Raw genomic sequence first — 24176 nt, forward strand, 5'->3', positions numbered from 1 at the left:
ATTATGAGTGCTAAAAAAAATATAAATATCAACCTTAAAATCTGGCGTCAAAAAAATGCTAGTGCACAAGGTAAAATGGAAACATATAAATTAGATAATGTTTCTACAGACAGTTCTTTTTTAGAAATGTTAGACCAATTAAATGAGCAATTAATCAATACTCAAAATGAGCCAGTTTCTTTTGATCACGACTGTCGTGAAGGTATTTGCGGAATGTGTTCGTTATATATTAATGGTCGTGCACACGGTCCAGATACAGGAACAACTACCTGTCAGTTACACATGCGTAAATTTAAAGATGGCGAAACTATTTTTATTGAACCATGGAGAAGTAAAGCGTTCCCAGTTGTAAAAGACTTAATGGTAGATAGAAGTGCTTTCGACAGAATTCAACAAGTAGGTGGATTCGTATCTGTAAATACTTCTGGTAGAACTATAGATGCTAATGCAACACCAATTAACAAACAAGATGCAGATAAAGCCTTTATGGCAGCTGCTTGTATCGGATGTGGTGCTTGTGTGGCGACTTGTAAAAACGGTTCGGCAATGTTATTTGTTGGAGCAAAAGTATCTCAATACGCTTTATTGCCACAAGGAAAAGTAGAAGCTACAGAAAGAGTATTAAATATGGTACGTCAAATGGACGAAGAAGGTTTCGGAAATTGTACCAATACAGGAGCATGTGAAGTAGAATGTCCGAAAGGAATTTCTTTAGAAAACATCGCTCGTATGAATAGAGAATATTTAAAAGCAAGTGTACTTTAATAAGACACAATAATATTAAAACAAAAAGCGCATTCAAATTTGAATGCGCTTTTTGTTTGAAACTATTTTAACTCCAATTCCTGATCCACATCCCAATTCGCTCTTACGTCAATTAAACTTGGAAAATATATCATTTCTTCAGGTTGCAATTTTATTTTAAAGTTTCCTGAATCCCAAATTCTATTTTTGTTGTCATCGTAAAACAACCGCACTTGATAATTGCTTGGCTGAATGGCTTCGAAATATAATTCAGTTTCTTTAGTGCAGTATTTTTCGCTAACGATATCTCCAGAAGTATTTAAAATTTGTACCACATACGGAAATCTATTGATGTTTTTCAATCGCAATTTTAAATTTCCAAAATCGCTTATCGCACCTTTATCAAAGGTAAATTTTAAACTATCAGATTGAGTTTCGTATTCATCTTCTATGGAACCTGGCAGTAACTCGAGTTCGTATTTTTCGTTTTCTTCTTGTTTAAAATCAAAAGAAATCAATTGTTCAAAATCGTTAATTTCGGTTGTGAAAGAAACTAAACTGCTATCTTTTTTTCTCAAAAATATTTTCTCGGAATTTATTTTTTTAATTGGTGTAGTAGTTTCTAAATTGAGTTTTTCGTTAAATTGGAATTTTTTATTAGCAAAAAGCGTCACTTTTAATGAATCTGCTTCTTTTAGTTTTTTTAATTTCACTACATAATTTTTTAAATACTTATCAGATTTCACAACGATTTGTATAGAATCTTTAGATTCTTTAGGCATAAAAACTTGTAAAGTATCCGATTTTTTATTCGCTGATTTTGCAAAACGTAAAGGCGTTTCAATGTTATTCTTTTTATAAAATAGTTTCACATCATTTGCATTGCCTTCGTACCCTAAAAACAATTTGTTATTACTTTCAAGGGTTGGCGAATAGGTTTTGATTTCGTTTTTTTCAGCAAATAATTTTAAAGTATAACTACTATCTGAAGGAATTTTTATTTTTTCTTTTTTAAAGGCAATTTTTTCCGATTTTGCCTGATAATTGTAATTGTTGTTTTTGTCTTTTAAAGCCACTAAATAATAGTTACCTTCTTTTATGTTTTCAATAGTAAACTTTGTGTTTTTTTCTAAAGTATTGGTAATATAAACGGGTTTGTTTTTGTAGACTAATGAATCATTATACGTTTCAGCGTCATATAACATTACAGTTACAAATTCATCGGTTTCTTTTTCAAATGCGTCTACAATTTCACCAGAAACCTTTAAAGAATCAACAAATGCTCCTGTTGAAAACACATATTTAAATTGCGAATACGGGATGCCTTCGTTATAATCTGTAATACTTTGGCCAAAATTAAAACTGTAGGTAGTATTCGGTTTTAAATCTTCATTTAAAGTAATTGAAATGAATTTACTCGCACTTCCTTGTGGTACAATTGTTGGGTTTTTTGCCATAGGTGGCGACACTATCAATTGTTTGTTAATGTCTTTTACTTTTATGTATTCGCTAAAATCAATTTTAATAGTTTTCCCGGAAAAATTGGTTTCATAGTTTTTCGGTATACTTTTTACAATAACGGGTGCTATACTATCTTTTGGTCCACCATAAACCATACCTCTTTTGGCACAACTGATACATATTACAGAAATTATGGTAAGAATTACTATGATTTTTTTCATTAATTATGTCGCTATTTAATCCTGCAAAGTAACAATTATATTCATTCGCATCATAATATTTAAATAAATTTTTATGATTGTGTATATGCCATTGTTACGATGCTAATTCTGGTGTTTTTTATTTTTAATATTTCTTTTGCACACGCTTCAATAGTGGCGCCAGTTGTAAAAATATCATCTACAAGTAGAATATGTTTTCCTTCTATTTTGTGAGCGTTTTCAATTGAAAATACATTTTTATTGGTTTCTAAGCGATTTTGTTTTGATTTTTGAATTTGTGATTTTAAGTTAATTGATTTTACTAAAGCAGAATCAATAATCGGAATAGCTAAGTTTTTCTCTAATGCTTCACAAAAAGTAGTGACTTGATTGTATCCTCTTTCGTGTAGACGTTTTTTATGTAAGGGCACAGGAATTATTACATCAACATCATTAAAAACAGGTAAATCTAATACGTTTTTTGAAAAAATATCCCCTAAAAAAGTGCCGATTTCTTGTTGGTTTTTATATTTTAAATTGTGCATTAATTGTTGTGCAATCCCTTTTTTTCTAAAATATAATAGCGAAGCACCAAATTCAAAAGGCACTATGCCATAAAAAGCCCTATGCATTTCATGTTCCTTTAAATTATGATGATGAGTAAGGGGCAAATGATGCATGCAAGTGGTGCAAATAATTTTTTCGTTTTTTAAAAGTAGTTTCGAACAGCCATTACAAAATGCAGGAAATACCACGTTTAACAGATTTTTATGTATTTGGTCGAAAAATTTTATCATATTAAAACATTAGTTTTACTTTAGTAAAAATATTAAGAATGTCTTCAAAAAGAAACAATAAATATAAGATTGCCATACTTCTATTATCCTTTTTTTTACTGATAGTATTATTTAAAAGTTATAAAGATAATAAATCTGCCATAGAACTACAAGATACTTTGAAGCAAGAAACCTTGATTACTCAAAATCAGTTATCTGAAATTCTATCTAAATATGATTCCGTTTCTAATTTATACAATAATTTTGAAGAAAGTTTTCAGGATTTATCATTAAAAGTTACTGATTTAAAAGATCCAAAGAAGAATATTAAGTTTAAGAATTTAGCAGAATTAAACAAGGAAATTGATCAAATTAAAGATTCAATTAAATTGTTGAAAGAGAAATTAAAACAAATTGAAAAGCTTAGAACTTTAATTAAACCAGAAATTAAAGCACCAAAAATTACTGAAAACACAGTTTTAAAAGACGCTAAATTTGAAGTAACTAATTTGCAAGTGAAAGGTGTAAAATTTCTTACAGATAACAAAACGCCAAATAAAGTAAAACCAATTGAACAAATTAGAGTATGCTTTACGGTTGATAAAAACAAATCCATTTCTACTGGCGAAAAAGAATTTTTTGTTCAAGTTGTTAATCCCAAAAATGATATTGTTTCTGTAGAGCAACTAACTTTCGAAAACGATAATATTACTTTAAAATACAGTAAATTAGTAAAGTTTGAATACCAACAACAAGTAACAGATGTCTGCAGTTATATTGATTTAGAAAAAAACAAAACCGTAAAAGGAAGATATATTATAAACTTATATTCAGGAACTACAAAAATTAGTTCAACCATTTTCAATTATAATTAAAAATTACTTTTTTAATTCCTTTCCTATTTTTACTTTTGCAACATGGCAAAACAAGAAGACTTATTTAAGAATGTAGTTTCGCACGCAAAAGAATACGGATTTATTTTCCCTTCTAGCGAAATTTACGATGGTTTAAGTGCGGTATACGATTACGCACAAAACGGTGTAGAATTAAAGAAAAATATTAGAGAATATTGGTGGAAATCCATGGTGCAAATGCATGAAAATATTGTAGGATTAGACGCCGCAATATTAATGCATCCAACTACTTGGAAAGCTTCAGGACATGTTGACGCATTTAACGACCCGTTGATTGATAACAAAGACTCTAAAAAAAGATATCGTGCAGATGTTTTAATTGAGGATTATGCCGAAAAATTAAACATCAAAGCACTAAAAGAAATTGAAAAAGCAAAGGCACGTTTTGGCGATACTTTTAACGAACAAGAATTTATCACTACAAACCCAAGAGTTGTTGAATATCTATCTAAAAAGAACGAAATTTTAGCCAGAATGGCGAAAAGTTTAGATGCAGGTGATTTAGATGATGTGAAACTTTTAATTGAAGAATTAGAAGTCGCTTGTCCAGATTCTGGATCTCGTAATTGGACAGAAGTTCGCCAGTTCAACTTAATGTTTGGCACTAAATTAGGTGCTTCTGCAGATACGGCAATGGATTTGTACTTGCGTCCAGAAACGGCACAAGGTATTTTCGTTAACTTTTTAAATGTTCAAAAAACAGGCCGAATGAAAATTCCTTTTGGAATTGCACAAACGGGTAAAGCATTTAGAAATGAAATTGTAGCAAGACAATTTATTTTTCGAATGCGCGAATTTGAACAAATGGAAATGCAGTTTTTCGTGAAACCAGGTGAAGAAATGAAATGGTACGAATACTGGAAAAACACGCGATTAAATTGGCACAAATCATTAGGTTTGGGTGCTGAAAATTACCGTTTTCACGACCACGAAAAATTAGCACACTATGCAAATGCTGCGGCTGATATTGAATTTAATTTTCCTTTCGGATTTAAAGAATTAGAAGGCATTCACTCTCGTACAGATTTCGATTTAAAAGCACACGAACAATTTTCTGGTAAAAAATTACAGTATTTTGATACAGAAGAAAATAAAAACTACGTGCCTTATGTAGTAGAAACATCCGTTGGTTTAGACAGAATGTTCTTGGCGGTATTTTCAAAAGCACTACAAGAAGAAACATTAGAAGATGGTTCTACCAGAACTGTGTTACGATTGCCTTCTGTTTTAGCGCCTACAAAAGCAGCTGTGTTGCCTTTGGTTAAAAAAGATGGGTTACCTGAAATTGCCAAAGAAATTATGGAAGAATTAAAATGGGATTTCAACGTAGCCTATGATGAAAAAGATGCTGTTGGCCGTCGTTACAGACGTCAAGATGCTTTAGGAACGCCATTTTGTATTACTGTAGATCATCAAACGGTGGAAGACAAAACAGTTACCATCCGTCACAGAGATACGATGCTTCAAGAACGTGTGGCTATTGCCGATTTAAAAAATATCATTGACAAAGAAGTTTCCGTTAGAAACTGGTTATTAAAAATGTAATAACTTCAAAATAAATGAGAAACGCCAAATTCATTAGAATTTGGCGTTTTTTTTATTTTTTAGCATTTTGGTGTTTTTCTAGCCTAGCTAAAATTCGATTGTGCATGTGTTTGTAATTGTTCACTTCTGCAGCGTAATATCTGTTATTTTGATGATACGTAGCACTATCTATTTTGTACTTTTTGTAAATATAGTCTTTAGCTTCAATTTTATTAGCTTTTAAAATTTCTGGGGCATTACTATTAGCAGCTTGTAAAACAGCTATATCATATAAAATATTCTCCATGGTATCCTCGTCCAAAAGTTTTTTTGGTGGTTTTGCAGGATTTTCATTACACGCAAAAAATCCAAAAAAAACAGCTAAATAAATTATTTTTTTCATCATTATCTATCAAAAGTTAGTCTTTCTCCTGCAATAATATCTTTTACTTTTCCATTGGCATAAGCCAGTTTTCCATTTACAAAAGTGTGCGTCACTCTCGATTTAAAATTAGTTCCTTCAAAAGGCGACCAGCCACATTTTGCAATAATATTTTCTTTTTTCACATTCCAAGGCATGTGAGGATTTACTATAACTAAATCGGCAAAATACCCTTCTTTAATAAAACCACGATTTTCTATTTTAAAAATTTTCGCTGGATTATGACACATTTTTTCAACAATCTTTTCTATAGAAATTTTTCCATTAAAGTACGACTCCATCATGGCAACTAAAGCATGCTGCACTAATGGGCCTCCAGATGGGCAAGTTGTATATAGATTTGATTTTTCTTCTAAAGTATGAGGCGCATGATCTGTAGCGATTACATCTATTCTATCATCTAAGAGCGCTTTCCAAAGGGCCTCTTTATCTGCATGAGTTTTAACCGCCGGGTTCCATTTAATCAATGAGCCCTTGGTTTCATAATCTGCATCTGTAAACCACAAATGATGAATACAAACTTCAGCTGTAATTTGCTTTTTTTCAAGCGGAATTTTATTTGTAAATAAGTCTAATTCTTTAGCGGTTGAAATATGAAAAACATGCAATCTTGCACCGGTTTTTTTAGCCAATTCAATAACTCTAACGGTAGATTCGTAACATGATGCTACACTTCTAATTTCTGGGTGTTTTTCTACTGGAATGTCATCACCGTAGATTTCTTTGTATTTCGCAAGATTATTTTTTACAATGGTTTCGTCTTCGCTATGAACGGCTATTAAAAGTTTCGTGTTAGAAAATATTTTTTCTAACGATGCGGAACTATCTACTAACATATCACCAGTTGAGGAACCTAAAAACAGCTTCAAACCGGCAACATTTTTAGGATTTGTTTTTAAAATTTCTTCTAAATTATCATTAGTACCACCCATCATAAAAGAATAGTTGGCGTGAGATGTTTTGGAAGCAATTTGATATTTATCTTCTAAAAGCTCTTGAGTTACTGCATTCGGAACCGTGTTGGGTTGCTCAATATAAGAGGTAATTCCACCAGCAACGGCGGCTTTACTTTCTGACGCGATGTCGCCTTTATGCGTAAGTCCCGGCTCTCTAAAATGAACTTGATCATCAATAACGCCAGGAATTAAAAAACTTCCTTCGGCATCAATAATTATACATTCTGACGATTTTGCACTAATATTGTCTCCAATTTGACGGATGATTTCATTCTCAATTAATACATCTCCTTCAAAGATGCTCCCTTCATTTACAATTCTTGCATTTTTAATTAAAAACGTACTCATTTATAGTTTATTAAATGTTTTTCTAATTCGTAACATAATTACACCAATTACCGCTTCACGAATAATTGCGCCACTCATTTTTGATTCGCCTAGCGTTCGGTCTGTAAAAATAATTGGCACTTCTTCAATCTTAAATTTATTTACAAAAGCACGATATTTCATTTCTATTTGAAATGCATATCCTACAAATTTAATTTTATCAATATTAATAGTTTCTAAAACATTTCTTCTATAACAAATAAAACCTGCTGTGGCATCATGAATTTGCATGCCAGTAATAAATTTCACATAAACTGAAGCAAAATACGACATTAAAACTCGGTTTAAAGGCCAATTAACTACGTTTACACCTTTGGAATATCTTGAACCAATTGCTACATCAGCACCATTTTGACAGGCCAAATATAATTTTTCTAAATCGTTTGGATTATGAGAAAAATCGGCATCCATTTCATAAATATAGTTATAGTTATGAGATAATGCCCATTTAAAACCATGCACATATGCGGTTCCCAAGCCTGATTTTTTAGTTCTTACTTCTAAAAATAATTTTTCAGGATATTGTTGTTGTAATTCGGCAACTTTATTAAAAGTACCGTCTGGCGAATTATCATCCACAACTAATACATGGAAGTTTGAAGGTAACTGAAAAACAGCATGGATAATCCGTTCTATATTTTCAATTTCGTTGTATGTAGGTATAATTACTATTCCTGCTGACATGTTATTTTAATTTCGTTACAAAATTAAGTTATTTTTACATTAATTTTCTTAATAATTTTATAATTTATTTGAGTTATTTTTTTTGTTACTTTTGCATTATGAATAATATACTATTAACAGAGCGGATTTTAATCAATAAAGATTGGGCAGCCTTATTATTTGTATTAGCAATTGCAATTGTTGCTATTAACAAAACAATTTTTTCAGTAAGATTTAATGAGTTTATTAAATTGGGTTATTCTGAAAAGTATAATAAGATATATAAAGACACTAATAATTTATTGAGTTGGTTTACGATTTCAATGTTTGTCATTCAATTAATTTCTTTTTCCTTTTTTATTTTATTGTTTTTAAGCTATTTTAATTATACGAAAACCGATAATTTTATAACTTATATCCAAGTAATAACATTTTTATTTGTTTTTATCTTATCAAAATTTTTAATTGAAAAAATTATAGGAACAGCTATAGATTCCGAAAGTTTAGTAGATAAGTTTAATCTTATAAAAGTAAATTATCGGGCTTTTTTAGGGTTTATTTTATTGCCCATTAATATTGTTTTGTACTATAATTCATGGCCAATAAAAGAGGTGTTTTACATTATTTTAACTATTTTTTTACTTTATAATGTTTTTACTTATTATTTTTTTATAAAAACATATCAAAAGACAATTTTAAGCAAATTGTTTTATTTTATTTTGTATCTTTGCACCCTTGAAATAGCACCGTATTATTTCATGTATTATTGGATAACGAAAAATTAGGAATTTGTTAGATATGTCAAATTTGAAAGTAAAAACGATTTTGGTTTCACAACCAGAGCCAAAAGTGGACAATTCTCCATATCACGATTTGCAAAATAAATTTAAGGTTAAAATAGATTTTAGACCTTTTATTCATATTGAAGGTGTTTCAGCTAAGGAAGTAAGAACGCAAAAAATTGATTTAAACAATTTTACAGCAATTATATTTACAAGTAAAAATTCTATAGATCACTTTTTTAGAGTTGCTGAAGAAATGAGATATAAAATTCCTGAAGATTTAAAATATTTTTGTCAATCGGAAGCAGTTGCGTTTTACTTACAAAAATATGTTGTTTACAGAAAACGTAAAATTTATGTTGGACAGAAAGATTTTGCTGATTTAACGCCTCTTATAAAAAAATATAAAGACGAAAAATTCTTATTGCCAAATACTGACCAATTGAATCACGATGTTCCACAAACATTAGATGGTTTAAAAGTAGATTGGAAACAAGGGATTTTCTATAAAACTGTAATGAGTGATTTATCTGATTTAAAAGATGTGTATTATGATGTGTTGGCCTTTTTTAGTCCAACTGGAATAAAATCACTTTTCATGAATTTCCCAAATTTTGAGCAGAACCACACTAGAATTGCTGTATTTGGACCAACCACTCAGAAAGAAGCTTTAGACCACGGATTACGCGTTGATATTTTAGCACCTGCACCAGGAACGCCTTCTATGACTGGTGCTTTAGAAAAATATGTAGCGGAAGCAAACAAAGGAAAATAATATTTTTTATTTATAAATTATAAAAGCGTTCAGAAATGAACGCTTTTTTTGTACAATAAAAAATCGTCTTGATTTCAAGACGATTTTACAAGTAAGTTTTACTTTTTTAGGTTTTATAATTTTGGACCTGCTTCTACTAAAGCAGCACCTTCTTGATTATACGAGTACTGTATAAAATTCTTAATAAAGCGACTTGCTAAATCTTCAGCTTTTGTATCCCATTCTTTTGGATTTGAATACGTATTTCTTGGATCTAAAATTGAATCATCCACATCGTTTAAAGCGGTAGGGACCTCAAAATTAAAAACAGGAACAATTGTAGTGGCTGCTTTTTCAATTGAACCATCTAAAATGGCATCAATTATGGCTCTTGTGTCTTTAATAGATATTCGTTTTCCAGTTCCATTCCAACCTGTGTTTACCATGTATGCAGTAGCTTGATGTTGTTCCATTTTTTTTACTAACTCTTCACCATATTTTGTTGGATGTAAAGTTAAAAAAGCTTTTCCAAAACAAGCTGAAAACGTTGGTTCTGGTTGTGTCACGCCTCTTTCAGTACCGGCTAATTTAGCTGTAAATCCTGATAAAAAATAATATTTTGTTTGTTCAGGAGTTAATTTTGAAACTGGTGGCATCACCCCAAAAGCATCTGCGGTTAAAAAGATAACTTTATTAGCGTGTCCTGCTTTTGAAATAGGTTTTACGATATTGTCTATATGGTAAATAGGGTAAGATACACGCGTGTTTTGTGTTACAGAACCATCTTTAAAATCGATTTTTCCATTAACATCAACCGTAACATTTTCTAATAAGGCGTCTTTTTTTATAGCTTTAAAAATATCAGGTTCGTTTTCCGCACTTAAATCAATAGTTTTTGCATAGCAACCGCCTTCAAAATTAAACACGCCATCATTATCCCAACCGTGTTCGTCATCACCAATTAATTCGCGTTTAGGATCCGTAGATAAGGTTGTTTTCCCTGTTCCAGAAAGCCCGAAGAAAACAGCTACATCGCCATTTTTTCCTTTATTTGCAGAACAATGCATCGATGAAATTCCTTGTAAGGGTAAGTAATAATTCATTAAGGCGAAAAGCCCTTTTTTCATTTCGCCACCATACCAAGTACCACCAATCAACTGAATTTTTTCTGTTAAGTTAAAGGCAACGTAAACTTCCGAATTTAATCCGTGTGCAGCGTAATCTTTAAAAGTTGTTTTAGAACCGTTCATCACCACAAAATCCGGTTCGCCAAAGTTTGCTACTTCTTCTTTGGTTGGTCTGATGAACATATTTGTTACAAAATGCGCTTGCCAAGCCACTTCCATAATGAAACGAACTTTTAAACGTGTATTTTCATTTGCACCACAAAACGCATCTATTACAAAAAGTCTTTTTCCGGATAATTGTGTAGATGTAGTTTCTTTTAAGGCATTCCAAGTTTCTGTTGAAATAGGTTTGTTATCGTTAACCGCTTTTTCAGAATTCCACCAAATGGTATTTTCTGTTGTACTGTCTTTTACAATATATTTGTCTTTAGGAGAACGACCTGTAAATTCACCCGTCATAACATTAACGGCTCCAAGTTCTGTTAGTTGTCCTTTTTCATAACCTTGAAGGGTGTCATTTAACTCTTCGTTATAAAGTAAATCATAGGAAGGGTTATATACGATTTCTGTGACATTTTTGATTCCATATTTTTCTAACGAAATCGATTTCGTAAATTGAGCGTAGGTATCCATAAAATTATTAGTTATGTTGCTTTTATTTAAAGTGCAAAATTAAACAATAATTTGACAAATAAACGGTTTCTATTATTTTTTCGTCAAAATTAAGTAAAATAAATACCCCCAAGATAGGATAAGAAGCAGGCCTCCGATTGGTGTTATAGGCCCAATAAGTTTCGTTTTAAAACCAGTTAAACCATTGGTTGTTAAAGCATAAATGGATCCTGAAAAAAATAATACACCCGTTAAAGTCAAATAAAACACGATTGTTTTTTCCTTTAAAGTTATGATTTGCGTCGCGCCAATGAACAATAAAAACAAGGCGTGATACATTTGATATTTCACACCTGTTTCAAAAGAATTTAATTGTTCAACAGTAAGTGATTTTTTTAAGGCATGCGCTCCAAAAGCTCCAAATATAATAGCTAAAAAGCCCAAAGCACATGCTGCAAGTAGAATTTTCTTTTCCATGGATTGTGTTTTATCTCTTCACAAATATAACAAACTTCAAATCAAGTTTTTTTATAAATGCGGTTTTTTATTTTTTAGAAATATAACATTTCATTACCTTCGTGTGATATTATAGTAAAATGAGAAAGATATTAATTATAGGAGCAGGTCGATCTGCCTCTTCACTTATAAAATATTTATTAGATAAATCAGAAGCCGAAAACTTGCTACTTACGATTGCTGATTTATCTGAAGCATTAGCCAATAAAAAAACGGGAAACCATAAAAATGCGCGGGCTATTTCTTTTGATGTTTGTAATGACGAACAACGTAAACAAGAAATTCAACAAGCGGATATTGTTATTTCAATGTTACCGGCTCATCTTCATATTGAGGTAGCTAAAGACTGTGTTTTCTATAAAAAAAGCATGATTACGGCATCGTACATTAGTGAAGAAATGAAAAATTTAGATTTTCAAGCTAAAGAAAACCAAATTGTATTGATGAACGAAATTGGTTTAGATCCAGGAATAGACCACATGAGTGCCATGAAAATTATGGACGACATTAAAAGTAAAGGTGGAAAAATTATTCTTTTCGAATCTTTTTGTGGCGGATTAGTTGCCCCTGAAAGCGATACCAATTTGTGGAATTATAAATTTACTTGGAATCCAAGAAATGTCGTTTTAGCGGGTCAAGGTGGAGCGGCAAAATTCATACAAGAAGGTACTTATAAGTACATTCCTTATCATAAATTATTTAGAAGAACCGAATTTTTAGAAGTGGAAGGTTTTGGACGATTTGAAGCTTACGCAAACAGAGATTCTTTAAAATATAGAGAAATTTATGGTTTACAAAATGCAGAAACCTGTTATCGTGGAACCATAAGAAGAGTCGGTTTTTCAAAAGCTTGGGATGTTTTCGTGCAATTAGGTATGACGGATGATACCTATATTATTGATGATTCTGAAAATATGAGTAATCGCGATTTTGTAAATTTATTTTTGCCTTATCATCCAACAGACTCTGTGGAAATTAAATTTAGACACCAATTAAAAATTGATCAAGACGATGTAATTTGGGACAAACTTTTAGAGTTAGATTTATTCAGTAAATCTGTAGTTACAGGTTTAAAAAATGCCACTCCAGCTCAAATGTTAGAAAAAATACTATCGTATAAATGGACATTACAACCAGAAGATAAAGACATGATTGTGATGTATCATAAAATTGGTTATGAAATTAATGGTGAGCAAAAACAAATAGATGCTACAATGGTTTGTTTGGGCGACGATCAAACGTATACCGCAATGGCCAAAACTGTGGGATTACCCGTAGCCATTGCCACTTTGAAGATATTAAATGGCGAGATACAAACAACAGGGGTGCAATTACCTGTTTCTAAAGAAGTGTATCTACCAATTTTAGAAGAATTAGAACAGTATGGCGTGGTTTTTAAAGAATTTGATGTACCATACTTTGGATACGATTACTATAATTAAATAAAAAAATCCAAATTCCGAAATTGTTTCGGAATTTGGATTTACTATTTTAGGTTTTTAAGAATTAATCTCTGGATCCTAATATTCTATATGCCCAATATAATAAAGAAGCTAAAGCACCTAAAGCGGCAACTAAATACGTTCTGGCAGCCCATTTTAAAGAATCTTCGGCACCAGCATATTCTTCTTGACCTAACATATTTTTGTTTTTCAACCAAGCCAAAGCACGATTACTTGCATCGTATTCAACGGGCAAAGTAATAAAACTAAATGCTGTTGCCACAGCCATTAAAGCCAAACCAGCCACTGCTACATAAAAGCCAATTCCAGATTTTGAAGCGAATCCTAAAATAATTCCACCCATAATTAACCATTGCGACATACTTGACGACACATTAACCATTGGTACCATTTTAGAGCGCATCGTTAGCCATTCGTAGGCTTGTGCGTGTTGTACCGCGTGTCCAACTTCGTGAGCGGCTACTGCTGCAGCTGCTGCATTTCTTTGGTTATAAACGGCTTCTGATAAATTTACTGTTTTATCTGCTGGATTGTAATGGTCTGTTAATCTTCCTGGAGTAGAAATCACTTTTACATCACTAATTCCGTGATCAGCAAGCATTTTTTCTGCAATTTCGGCACCAGACATACCATTTCTTAAGGTAAGTTTTGAGTAATGTTCAAATTTGCTTTTTAAACGAGAACTTACTAACCAACTAAAAAGAGCAATTGCTCCAATTAAAATCATATAAGGTAAATCAAACATAGTATTTAATTTTAAAAATTTAAAGTTACTAAATAAATATCAAATTATGAGCCAAATTTTAAAAATGACAGTTTGACATTTTATTATACTTAAAAAAATGAAAAATGTTACAAAAAAACTCAAACTTTTATGTTTGAGTTTTTAATATTGGCACATTGGCTTATTGACACATTCTATGTTATCCCACCAAATTAATAATCTTCCCTGGTACAATAATCACTTTATTTGGCGTTCTGCCTTGTAATTGCGCTTGTGTTCTTTCATCCGCAATTACGATTTCTTCAATTTGAGCCGCTGTTAAGTCTAATGGTAACTTAATCGTGAAACGCATTTTTCCATTGAATGAAACAGGATATTCTTTTTCAGATTCTACCAAATATTTTTCTTCAAATTTTGGAAAAGGTTGTGTTGAAATTCCTTCGTAATCTTTCAATTCTTCAATTTTTAAATCTTTCAATCCCAACCATAATTCTTCCGCAATATGTGGTGCATACGGTGAAACTAAAATAGCTAAAGGTTCTAAAATAGCTCTGTGATTGCATTTTAATTGTTGCAATTCGTTTACGCATATCATAAATTGAGAAACCGATGTGTTAAATGAAAAATTCTCAATGTCTTCGGTTACTTTTTTAATGGTTTTATGTAACGATTTGTACATTTCTGCAGTTGGTTCATCGTTTACAATAACCGAACCGTTATCATCAAAATACAAACGCCATAATTTTTTCAAGAAACCAGAAACACCTGTAATTCCAGCTGTATTCCAAGGTTTAGATTGCTCTAAAGGCCCTAAAAACATTTCGTACAAGCGTAAGGTATCGGCACCATATTCATTACAAATATCATCTGGGGAAACCACATTGTACTTTGATTTCGACATTTTTTCGACTTCTCTACCTACAATGTATTTGCCGTTTTCTAAAACAAATTCTGCATTCATTACATTAAATAAATTCGAGTATAAAGGATGTGTTTTAAAATCCTCAATTTTTAGCTCATTTGAAACTTCGTCAATTAAATCCAATAAAACTCTTTCCTTATAAGGAATAAATGATGTTAATACAATTGAAATATCTGAGAAATCATATTCTTTTCCTCCTTTAATAACCTCTCCAAATTGGACTTGTTTTATAAATTCATTTTTTAATTGAAATTCTATTTCTTTTCTCACTTCTTCACCAAGAAAATAACTATCTGGATCTTTAGAATGAAAACTCATTTTATTTTTAGAAACAAGGTAATTTCTTTTAAAACTTGTAAATTTAGAATGTGGTATTTTTTTATCAAAATCTAATTTGCCTAAATATTGTTTATTGGAATTAAAACAATCAATATTAAATTCAATAGATACATTATACGCAGTAGCACTCATTCCCAAAATCATTCCCTGATTAATCAGTTTTTTGAATGGTTCTTCGGTTGGTGCGTAGCCTCTGTCTTTTAAGAATTTATTCCAAAAACGCGAGTATAATAAATGTCCCGTAGCGTGTTCGCTTCCGCCAATGTATAAATCTACGCTTTCCCAATATTTTAAGGCGTCTTCGCTCGCAAATTCGTTTTCATTTTGCGCATCCATATAACGCATCCAATACCAAGAAGAACCTGCCCAACCTGGCATCGTGTTCAATTCTAATGGATACACTCCATTATGAGATGCTGAATCAAGTTCAGCATGACAAAGTGTGTTTGAAACCACTGCACACTGCACACTATCCCACGCCCAAACCGTTGCATTTCCTAATGGCGGTTGGCCGTCTTCGGTGGGTAAGTATTTTTCTACTTCTGGTAATACAATTGGCAAGTGTTTTTTGTCTATCATTTGTGGTAAACCATTCACATAATATACTGGAAAAGGTTCACCCCAATAGCGTTGGCGTGAGAAAACGGCATCACGTAAACGGTAATTTACTTTGGCATTTCCTGCACCTATTTTTTCTAAAGCCTCGATGGCTTTTTTCGTTCCGTTTTTGTAATCTAATCTGTTTAAGAAATCAGAATTTACCAATTCGAATCCGCCTTTTTCACCATAAGCGGCTTCAGAAATATCTTGGTTGAAAATATTTTTTATTTCTGGCATTCCGTGCGTTCCTTTAAAGAAATTCGCGAAAGCATAATCACGCTCATCACCACAAGGAACCGCCATAACGGCACCTGTTCCGTAACCCGCTAAAACATAATCGCCAATCCAAACCGGAATGGGTTCTTTGGTAAACGGATGTTCGGCATAAGCACCAGTGAACACACCTGAAATGGTTTTTACATCGGCCATTCTTTCTCTTTCTGAACGTTTTGCAGTCGCTTCTACATAGGCTTCCACCGCTGCTTTTTGTTCTGGAGTGGTAATTTGAGCAACCAATTCGTGTTCGGGTGCCAACGTCATAAAGGTAACTCCGAAAATCGTGTCAGGTCTGGTAGTAAATACATTGATATAGTCGAAGGTCGAAGGTCTAAGGTCGAAAGACTCAGATTGTGTTTGACTTTCCGACTTTTGACTTTTGACTTTAAACGAAACTGTAGCTCCGACTGATTTTCCAATCCAATTTCGTTGTGATTCTTTGATAGATTCACTCCAATCGATATCGTTTAAACCTTGTAATAAGCGTTCCGCGTAAGCAGAAATTCGCATACTCCATTGGGTCATTTTCTTACGAATTACGGGATGTCCACCACGTTCTGAAACGCCGTTTACAATTTCGTCATTCGCTAAAACGGTTCCTAAAGCCGCGCACCAATTGACTTCGGTTTCAGCTAAATAGGTTAATCTGTATTGTAATAAGATTTTTTGTTGTTGTTCCGATGAAAAAGCGTTCCATTCGGCTGCAGAAAACGAAGTGATGTTGTCATCGCAAACGGCATTTACTTGCGTATTTCCGTTTTTCTCAAATTCCTGCATTAAGGTGCAAATACTTTCCGCTTTATCGGTTGTTTTATTGTACCAAGATTCAAATAATTGAATAAAAATCCATTGGGTATGCTTGTAATAGTCTGCATTTGAGGTGCGAACTTCTCTGCTCCAATCAAACGAAAATCCAATTTTATCCAATTGATTTCTATATCCTTGAATTACATTTCCCGATTTATCGACACCACCTTCAATATTCATTCGAGTCGTATCTGCAGGATGTTGTCCTGTTTGAATCGCATATTGTTCAGCCGGTAACCCAAATGAATCGTACCCTTGCGGATGCAATACATTAAAACCTTGATGTCTTTTATAACGTGCTACAATATCTGAAGCGATATAACCTAACGGATGCCCCACGTGCAAACCAGCTCCCGATGGATAAGGGAACATATCTAACACATAGTATTTAGGTTTATCCGATTGATTAGACGCAGCAAAAGTTTGGTTTTTTGCCCAATATTGTTGCCATTTGGCTTCGATTTTTTCGTGGAAATATTTCATTTCTGTTTTCTATAGTCTGTTTTCTGATTTTTTATTATCGGTTTTAACCAAAAAATAAGGTGCAAATTTACATTTTTATATACTAATGTTAAAACTTTGTTGTTATATTCTGTGTAAACAAAATTTCTTTACTATTTTTACAGCATAATTAGTAAACTTATGGCACAATCATTTGAGCAATATCAACGCAGAAGATTAATTTCTTCTTATTTTTCGGTAGTTTTTAGTATTTTTTTAGTACTTTTTTTATTAGGAGCATTAGGTTTGTTTGTGATAAATTCTGAAAAAATTTCGAACGATTTTAAAGAAAACATTCCAATGAGTGTTTATTTTAAAGACGAAGTGAATGATACGATTCTAAATGCATTTGATACAGAATTGAAAAATTCAAAATTTATCAAATCGTACGATTTTGTAACCAAAGAAGAAGCTGCTAAAAACAATCCAGACATAGTTGGTAAGGATTTTATGGAGTTTTTAGGATTTAATCCGTTACAAAATTCTTTTGATATTAATTTAAAAAGTGATTATGTAACCAAAGAAGAAATTAAAAAAATTGAAAATAATTTTAAAAGAAATGGCAATATTTCTGACATTATTTACGATAAAGAATTGGTAGAATTAGTTAACGAAAATGTGTCTGAAATTAGTTTTTGGATTTTAATTATAAGTACGGTTTTAACTTTTGTAGCGATGTTGTTAATTAACGGTTCGATTCGCTTATCGGTTTACTCACATCGATTTACCATAAAAACGATGCAAATGGTTGGTGCTACAAAAACATTTATTAGAAAACCTTTTATCAAAACAAGTATTTTATTAGGAATAATTGGAGCGGTTTTGGCCATTATTGGATTGGTTATTTTAGCGTTTTATATTGATGGTTTATTTCCAACTTTAGGAATTGCAAACGATTACGCCTCTATTGGTATTGTGGCTTTTGGCGTATTGTTAATCGGTATTATTATTACTTGGTTGAGTACGTATTTTGCAACTACTCGTTTCTTAAATTTAAGAACAGATGACTTGTATTAGAAGCCTTAAGTAAAAAGTGACTTTGAGAATCTAATTTGATGGTGACTTCGAGAGCCTAGGTCGATGGTGACTTCGAGAACCTCAGTCACCATAAATTGAGGTCTTAAAACAACATAAATATAAATTACAATGAAAGAAAACACAAAAAAGCCCGAATTTTTATTCAGTGCTACCAATTATAAAATATTAATTATCGGATTAGTGGTTATTGCTTTAGGCTTCATTTTAATGAGCGGTGGTGCCAACGAAAATCCAAATGTATTTAATGAAGACGTATATAGCTTCAGAAGAATTAGATTAGCGCCAACGGTTGTGTTAATCGGATTCGGAATTACAATTTATTCGATTTTAAAGAAGTCGAAATCTGAAAAATAATTTATATTTTTAAGATTCTGTTTTTCTAAGAATCTAAGAATCTAAGAATCTAAGAATCTAAAAAATGGATTTACTTCAAGCTATTATCATTGCCATTATTGAAGGCATTACAGAATATTTACCGGTTTCTTCTACAGGACATATGATTTTTGCCGGTTCTTATTTCGGAATTGAAAAAGAAGAATTTGTAAAATTATTTCAAGTTTCTATACAATTTGGAGCTATTTTGGCGGTGGTTGTATTGTATTGGAAAAAGTTTTTTGATTTTTCGAAGTTGCAATTCTTTATTAAATTGGCTTGGGCAGTTGTTCCTGCTTTAATTTTGGGAAAATTGTTTGATGATAAAATCGAAGCTGTTTTAGAACATCCTACACCTATTGCAATTGTATTAATTATTGGAGGAATAATTTTACTATTCGTAGATCGATTTTTCAAAAATCCTACCATTCATAAAGAAGAAGACATCACTATAAAAAAAGCAGTTACTATTGGTTTTTGGCAATGTTTAGCTATGATGCCAGGCACAAGCAGAAGCGCGGCAAGTATCATTGGAGGTATGCAACAAGGGCTAAGTCGACAAGCGGCTGCGGAATTTTCATTCTTTTTAGCCGTGCCAACAATGTTAGCGGTTACTTGTTATTCGGTGTTTTTGAAAACGTATGATAAAAGTGGTTTAAAAGGTTTCGAATTAATTCTGAAAACAGAAGACAATACTAAAATGTTTATAATTGGAAATTTAGTTGCGTTTGTTGTAGCGGTTTTAGCTATTAAATTTTTCATTGAAATCATTAAAAAATACGGATTTAAACCTTGGGGTTGGTACAGAATTATTGCAGGGATTCTATTGTTAGCTTACTTTAATTTATACAAATAATGAAAGCAGAAGACTACCAAGAAGGACAAATTTTACTAATTGATAAACCACTAAAATGGTCGTCTTTTCAAGCCGTAAATAAATTAAAATTCGGATTAATAAAGGAATTAAAATTACCCAAAAAATTCAAAATTGGTCACGCTGGAACATTAGATCCATTGGCATCTGGTTTATTACTGATTTGTACCGGAAAATTCACCAAAAGAATTGAAGAATTACAAGGTCAAGCTAAAGAATATAATGGAACTATTTCGGTAGGAGCAACAACCCCTTCTTATGATTTAGAAACAGAAATTAACGCCACGTTTCCAACCGAACATATTACAGAAGCTTTAATTCACGAAACTTTACCCCAATTTATTGGTGAAATAGATCAAAAGCCACCTGTTTTTTCAGCCATTAAAAAAGATGGAAAAAGGTTGTACGAATCGGCTCGTGCTGGTATTGAAGTGGAAATAAAAACCAGAAAAGTAACAGTTTCCGAATTTGAAATAACCAGAATTGCTTTACCCGAAATAGATTTCAGAATTGTTTGCAGTAAAGGAACGTACATTCGCTCCATCGCTTATGATTTTGGATTGGCTTTACATTCAGGAGGTCATTTAACTGCGCTTCGTAGAACAAAAATCGGTGATTATTCAGTTGAAAATGCTACTGAACCTGAAGTTTTTATTCAAGGATTGATATCTTAATATTATGAAATTATTTAAGGCGATTGTTTTTTTATTTGTTTTTTGTCAATCATTTTCACAGAATAAACAATCTAATTTTTCAAACTTTACTCAATTTGAAATCACGGTTCCTTTTGGATTAAATGAACAAAAGGAATTAGATGAAATTAGATCTAAACCTTGGTACAAACCAAGTGGATTAGGTACAAAATTAGGTTATGGGTATATTTTTCATAATTGGATTGGAATTTCATCTCACTCTGGATTAGATTTGAATTGGGATTCAAAACTTATTTCGGTTCCAATTTATGCACAACTTTCCATTTCGCCTAAAATAGCAGATGAAACAAGATTAATTACACAATTTGGTTTTGGTCAAAGTTTTGTATTAGGTAGGGGTAATTTAGCAGGTAATTATTATAAAGCAAGAATAGGGTTTTTAAATAATGATGACTTTTCTTTGTTTATTGATAGTAGTTTTTATGGATTTAAATTTAATCAGCAATCTTTAAATACAATAAGTTTAGGTTTGAGTGTTTTTTCTTTTGATTAATCTTAACTTATCATCCCAACAATCTCCTTCATTGTAGAAATTCCTTTATCGTCTAAATACCATTTTTGTAACGCTATTTTTGCAGCTTCATCTACAATTCCGTGTTTTGCTTTATACTCGATAATTAGGTTTTTTGCGCCTTCTGGTCTTGGTCCCCAATGATTTATTAAATGGAATGCTTCATCTAAAAGCAATAATTTAGGAATCGATTTGGCACCATTGGTTAAAAATTGGTTCATTAAGACTTCATTTTCATCACGTAACACTATTTTAAAGTCAATGTTTTCAGAAACTTCAGCCATTAATTTGATAATTGGTAAAATCTGAGCCGCATCGCCACACCAACCTTCTGAAATGACTAACCAAGTTTGTTTAGATTTCAAATTTTGTAGCGCTTTTTCTACTTCTAAGTCTAATTTAAGTGTTTTTTCTAATCGTTTTATACGAACTTCATTCAATTCCGAATAATGTAATAAATCGGCACTTTGTACGTATCCGGTCGATTTTCCTTCGCTAATTAAATTCGAAACTAATGTTCTATATTCATTATAAGAACAACTATTTTGTAAAGCAGATTGGATGATAGATTTCATATCGGATGAATTGTTTTTACAAATTTAAAAATAAATTATGAGCATTTGTGTATTATATGTTACACAGAATTGGAGTTTCTAAATTAAATTGTTTTTTTGATAGCAGATAATAATTATATTTGCAACACTAAAAATAACACAATGAGTTACAAAAGAATCCTTCTTAAATTAAGTGGAGAAGCCTTAATGGGCGAAAGACAGTACGGAATTGATCCGAAAACTTTAGCAGATTATGCTTCAGAAATCAAACAAATTCACGACCAAGGTGTAGAAATTGCCATTGTTATTGGTGGTGGAAATATTTTTAGAGGTGTAGCTGGTGCAAGTAACGGAATGGATAGAGTGCAAGGTGATTATATGGGAATGTTAGCCACAGTTATTAACGGAATGGCATTGCAAGGTGCGTTAGAAGATGCTGGAATGCCAACACGTCTACAAACCGCATTAAAAATTGAAGCTATTGCAGAACCTTATATCAAAAGAAGAGCCACAAGACATCTTCAAAAAGGCAGAATAGTAATTTTTGGTGCCGGAACAGGAAATCCATATTTTACTACAGATACGGCAGCAGTTTTAAGAGGAATAGAAGTAAATTGCGATGTGATTTTAAAAGGAACACGCGTTGATGGTGTGTATACTGCTGATCCTGAAAAAGATCCAAGCGCTGTAAAATATGACACCATTACTTTTGACGATGTATTAGCCAAAGGATTAAATGTAATGGACACGACAGCTTTTACATTAAGTCAGGAAAATAAATTGCCAATTATTGTTTTTGATATGAACAAAAAAGGAAATTTACTTAAAATTTGTAACGGAGAAATAGTAGGAACAACAGTAACGATATAATTAGATTATTAGAATTTTAGACTATTAGAATATATTTTAGTCTAACAATCTTTAATCTAACCATCTAAAAATCATAAAAAAATGACAGAAGAAATTAACTTTATTATTGATAGTGCGAAAGAATCTATGAATGGTTCGGTAGCGCATTTAGAAAAAGAATTTTTAAACATTAGAGCAGGAAAAGCATCTCCGCAAATGTTAGGTAGTGTTTTTGTAGATTATTACGGTGCGCAAACGGCATTGGCTCAAGTGGCAAATGTTGTAGCTGCTGACGCAAGAACTTTAACCGTAACGCCTTGGGAAAAAGCGATGTTACAACCTATTGAAAAAGCGATAATGATTGCTAATTTAGGGTTAAACCCGATGAATAATGGTGATAATATTATCATTAGTATTCCTGCTTTAACAGAAGACAGACGTAAAGAATTAGTAAAACAAGCCAAAGCAGAAGCTGAAGATGCAAAAGTAGGTATCAGAAATGCCAGAAAGGACGCCAATAGCGACATCAAAAAAGAAGAAAAAGACGGAACATCTGAAGACATTTGTAAAGTTGCGGAAGATTCCGTACAAAAATTAACGGATGCTTTTATTAAGAAAATTGATGAGGTTTTCACAGCTAAAGAAGCTGAAATTATGAAAGTATAATTATAAATAACTTTCAATATTTAGAAATCCAAATTCCAATATGTAAAAGGAATTTGGATTTTTTATTTCATTTTCTCTATCAACGTTTTCAAATACACCTTCATATCTAAAAACTCAAAATCAATAGCGGTTTTAATTTTATTCGTATCTTGAGTTTCTAAGTTATATAATGCGTTTATGGTTGCTTTTGTAAGCATTCGTTTTCTAAAAAACAGGGTTGTGAAAATAAACTCAAAGATTCGAATAATTTGTAATTGCCACTTTTTTATTTCAAATTTTGGTTTTTTTATTTTGTTTGCTGAGGTTCTCGAAGCCAAACAATCTGCAATACTATCAAATAATTCTTTGTAAGTTACATCTTCGGCAACTAAAATAAAGCGTTCTCCAGAAATGGTGCTTTTCATTAAAGTCGTCATAGTTTTTACCACATCTTCCACAGCTACAATTCCAAGTTTACCTTGCGTGTAAAATAATTGTCCGTTTTTTATATTTTGAATAAATAAACTGCTGCCTTCTTTTGGAAATCCGTTCCCGAAAATTACACCAGGATTGACAATTACCACATCTAATCCTTCTTGAAACCCTCGCCAAACTTCCATTTCTGCGCCAAATTTTGAAATAGAATAATCGCTTCTTACAACTTCATTGTTTCTTTCCGTTTCTTCATTTATTATCAAATTATGTTCCGTTCCGTTTCCTAAAGCCGAAATCGAACTTACATAACATAGTTTTTTTACATCTGAATATATGCAACAATTCACCACATTTGCGGTTCCAACAATATTGTTTTGATATAGTTTTTCTTCATCTTTTGGGTTAAAAGAAACCAACGCCGCACAATGATATACATAAGAAACGTTGGTAAAAGCAGTTTCAAGTGCAGGAATATCTAAAATATCGGCATTAACCCAATCAATTTTTTCAAATTCCGAAAGCTTGTTTTCATTTTCGAATAATTTTTTAACGTGCAGAAGTTTTTTCTCCGATCTATATATTGCACGAATGGCAATCTCTTCTTGAGAGAGTTGCAATAATAAATGAAAACCAACTAAACCTGTGCCTCCTGTAATTAATATCATTTTGTAAAATAAACAAATAGTTTTTAAATT

The 24176-nt window shown here is 31.9% G+C and carries 24 protein-coding genes; 13 read left to right on the forward strand and 11 right to left on the reverse strand.

Translation table 11 applies throughout. From position 1 onward, the window contains the following. The first annotated feature begins 3 nt into the window (after positions 1 to 3). Entirely contained in the window at positions 4 to 765 is a 762-nt protein-coding gene (locus tag ABWP78_RS00595) for a succinate dehydrogenase/fumarate reductase iron-sulfur subunit (protein ID WP_353167855.1), read from the forward strand. A 62-nt stretch (positions 766 to 827) separates the two neighbouring features. Here the strand turns inward: ABWP78_RS00595 and ABWP78_RS00600 are convergent, their stop codons facing one another. Next, positions 828 to 2426 carry an Ig-like domain-containing domain gene (locus ABWP78_RS00600; RefSeq protein ID WP_353167857.1) on the reverse strand — a complete coding sequence of 533 codons (1599 nt, stop codon included), beginning with the start codon at positions 2424 to 2426 and terminating at the stop codon, positions 828 to 830. 71 nt (positions 2427 to 2497) lie between these two features. Next, positions 2498 to 3202: a ComF family protein gene (locus ABWP78_RS00605; protein WP_353167860.1), complete on the reverse strand. Its 705-nt coding sequence runs from the start codon at positions 3200 to 3202 to the stop codon at positions 2498 to 2500. 38 nt (positions 3203 to 3240) lie between these two features. Here ABWP78_RS00605 and ABWP78_RS00610 point away from each other — a divergent pair, with 38 nt between their 5' ends. Both ABWP78_RS00610 and ABWP78_RS00615 read left to right on the forward strand, forming a co-directional pair. Next, positions 3241 to 4056 carry a DUF8428 domain-containing protein gene (locus tag ABWP78_RS00610; protein WP_353167862.1) on the forward strand — a complete coding sequence of 272 codons (816 nt, stop codon included), beginning with the start codon at positions 3241 to 3243 and terminating at the stop codon, positions 4054 to 4056. Between the two features lie 42 nt (positions 4057 to 4098). Then, positions 4099 to 5640, forward strand: a complete 1542-nt coding sequence (locus ABWP78_RS00615) for a glycine--tRNA ligase (protein ID WP_353167864.1) — start codon at positions 4099 to 4101, stop codon at positions 5638 to 5640. A gap of 52 nt (positions 5641 to 5692) precedes the next feature. On the opposite strand, the gene ABWP78_RS00620 is transcribed toward ABWP78_RS00615, so the two are convergent. The 3 genes from ABWP78_RS00620 to ABWP78_RS00630 are packed head-to-tail and all read right to left on the reverse strand — an operon-like array spanning position 5693 to position 8088. After that, positions 5693 to 6025: a DUF4296 domain-containing protein gene (locus ABWP78_RS00620; protein ID WP_353167866.1), complete on the reverse strand. Its 333-nt coding sequence runs from the start codon at positions 6023 to 6025 to the stop codon at positions 5693 to 5695. Continuing rightward, entirely contained in the window at positions 6025 to 7365 is a 1341-nt protein-coding gene (locus ABWP78_RS00625; protein WP_353167869.1) for a dihydroorotase, read from the reverse strand. Before ABWP78_RS00625 ends, ABWP78_RS00620 begins: the two co-directional genes overlap by 1 nt. Further along, positions 7366 to 8088, reverse strand: coding sequence for a polyprenol monophosphomannose synthase (locus ABWP78_RS00630; RefSeq protein WP_353167870.1), 723 nt, complete (start codon positions 8086 to 8088; stop codon positions 7366 to 7368). A 98-nt stretch (positions 8089 to 8186) separates the two neighbouring features. On the opposite strand from ABWP78_RS00630, the gene ABWP78_RS00635 reads away from it, so the two are divergent. After that, complete coding sequence (locus tag ABWP78_RS00635) at positions 8187 to 8852, forward strand: DUF4271 domain-containing protein (protein WP_353168098.1); 666 nt, start codon at positions 8187 to 8189, stop codon at positions 8850 to 8852. 22 nt (positions 8853 to 8874) lie between these two features. Then, the gene (locus tag ABWP78_RS00640; RefSeq protein WP_353168099.1) at positions 8875 to 9624 is read left to right on the forward strand and encodes a uroporphyrinogen-III synthase; all 750 of its coding nucleotides are present in this window, start codon (positions 8875 to 8877) and stop codon (positions 9622 to 9624) included. Positions 9625 to 9737: 113 nt separating this feature from the next. Here ABWP78_RS00640 and pckA read toward each other — a convergent pair whose 3' ends face one another. Then, positions 9738 to 11363, reverse strand: coding sequence for a phosphoenolpyruvate carboxykinase (ATP) (gene pckA, locus ABWP78_RS00645; protein WP_353167872.1), 1626 nt, complete (start codon positions 11361 to 11363; stop codon positions 9738 to 9740). A gap of 72 nt (positions 11364 to 11435) precedes the next feature. Next, positions 11436 to 11819, reverse strand: coding sequence for a DUF423 domain-containing protein (locus ABWP78_RS00650; RefSeq protein WP_353167875.1), 384 nt, complete (start codon positions 11817 to 11819; stop codon positions 11436 to 11438). A 119-nt stretch (positions 11820 to 11938) separates the two neighbouring features. Between ABWP78_RS00650 and ABWP78_RS00655 the strand changes: the two genes are divergently transcribed. Continuing rightward, positions 11939 to 13300, forward strand: coding sequence for a saccharopine dehydrogenase family protein (locus tag ABWP78_RS00655; RefSeq protein WP_353167877.1), 1362 nt, complete (start codon positions 11939 to 11941; stop codon positions 13298 to 13300). A 64-nt stretch (positions 13301 to 13364) separates the two neighbouring features. On the opposite strand, the gene ABWP78_RS00660 is transcribed toward ABWP78_RS00655, so the two are convergent. Further along, on the reverse strand, positions 13365 to 14066 hold the full coding sequence (locus ABWP78_RS00660; RefSeq protein ID WP_353167879.1) for a zinc metallopeptidase: 702 nt from the start codon (positions 14064 to 14066) through the stop codon (positions 13365 to 13367). 178 nt (positions 14067 to 14244) lie between these two features. Next, entirely contained in the window at positions 14245 to 17472 is a 3228-nt protein-coding gene (locus ABWP78_RS00665; RefSeq protein WP_353167881.1) for a leucine--tRNA ligase, read from the reverse strand. A 159-nt stretch (positions 17473 to 17631) separates the two neighbouring features. Between ABWP78_RS00665 and ABWP78_RS00670 the strand changes: the two genes are divergently transcribed. The 5 genes from ABWP78_RS00670 (at position 17632) to ABWP78_RS00690 (ending at position 20980) form a co-directional block, all read left to right on the forward strand. After that, positions 17632 to 18507, forward strand: coding sequence for a cell division protein FtsX (locus ABWP78_RS00670; protein WP_353167883.1), 876 nt, complete (start codon positions 17632 to 17634; stop codon positions 18505 to 18507). Between the two features lie 129 nt (positions 18508 to 18636). Beyond that, positions 18637 to 18882, forward strand: coding sequence for a DUF3098 domain-containing protein (locus ABWP78_RS00675; protein ID WP_353167885.1), 246 nt, complete (start codon positions 18637 to 18639; stop codon positions 18880 to 18882). A gap of 64 nt (positions 18883 to 18946) precedes the next feature. After that, entirely contained in the window at positions 18947 to 19756 is an 810-nt protein-coding gene (locus tag ABWP78_RS00680; RefSeq protein ID WP_353167888.1) for an undecaprenyl-diphosphate phosphatase, read from the forward strand. Continuing rightward, positions 19756 to 20448 carry a tRNA pseudouridine(55) synthase TruB gene (gene truB, locus ABWP78_RS00685; protein WP_353167890.1) on the forward strand — a complete coding sequence of 231 codons (693 nt, stop codon included), beginning with the start codon at positions 19756 to 19758 and terminating at the stop codon, positions 20446 to 20448. The genes ABWP78_RS00680 and truB overlap by 1 nt, the downstream gene beginning before the upstream one ends. A gap of 4 nt (positions 20449 to 20452) precedes the next feature. Next, entirely contained in the window at positions 20453 to 20980 is a 528-nt protein-coding gene (locus ABWP78_RS00690) for a hypothetical protein (RefSeq protein ID WP_353167893.1), read from the forward strand. A 2-nt stretch (positions 20981 to 20982) separates the two neighbouring features. Here ABWP78_RS00690 and ABWP78_RS00695 read toward each other — a convergent pair whose 3' ends face one another. Beyond that, complete coding sequence (locus ABWP78_RS00695) at positions 20983 to 21573, reverse strand: thioredoxin family protein (RefSeq protein ID WP_353167896.1); 591 nt, start codon at positions 21571 to 21573, stop codon at positions 20983 to 20985. 141 nt (positions 21574 to 21714) lie between these two features. Here ABWP78_RS00695 and pyrH point away from each other — a divergent pair, with 141 nt between their 5' ends. Then, on the forward strand, positions 21715 to 22422 hold the full coding sequence (gene pyrH, locus ABWP78_RS00700; protein WP_353167898.1) for a UMP kinase: 708 nt from the start codon (positions 21715 to 21717) through the stop codon (positions 22420 to 22422). A gap of 81 nt (positions 22423 to 22503) precedes the next feature. Continuing rightward, positions 22504 to 23067, forward strand: a complete 564-nt coding sequence (frr, locus tag ABWP78_RS00705) for a ribosome recycling factor (RefSeq protein WP_353167901.1) — start codon at positions 22504 to 22506, stop codon at positions 23065 to 23067. Positions 23068 to 23129: 62 nt separating this feature from the next. Here the strand turns inward: frr and ABWP78_RS00710 are convergent, their stop codons facing one another. Then, positions 23130 to 24146 carry an NAD-dependent epimerase/dehydratase family protein gene (locus ABWP78_RS00710; protein WP_353167903.1) on the reverse strand — a complete coding sequence of 339 codons (1017 nt, stop codon included), beginning with the start codon at positions 24144 to 24146 and terminating at the stop codon, positions 23130 to 23132. Positions 24147 to 24176: the final 30 nt, after the last annotated feature.

This window comes from Flavobacterium sp. (assembly GCF_040402955.1).
GTDB lineage: Bacteria > Bacteroidota > Bacteroidia > Flavobacteriales > Flavobacteriaceae > Flavobacterium.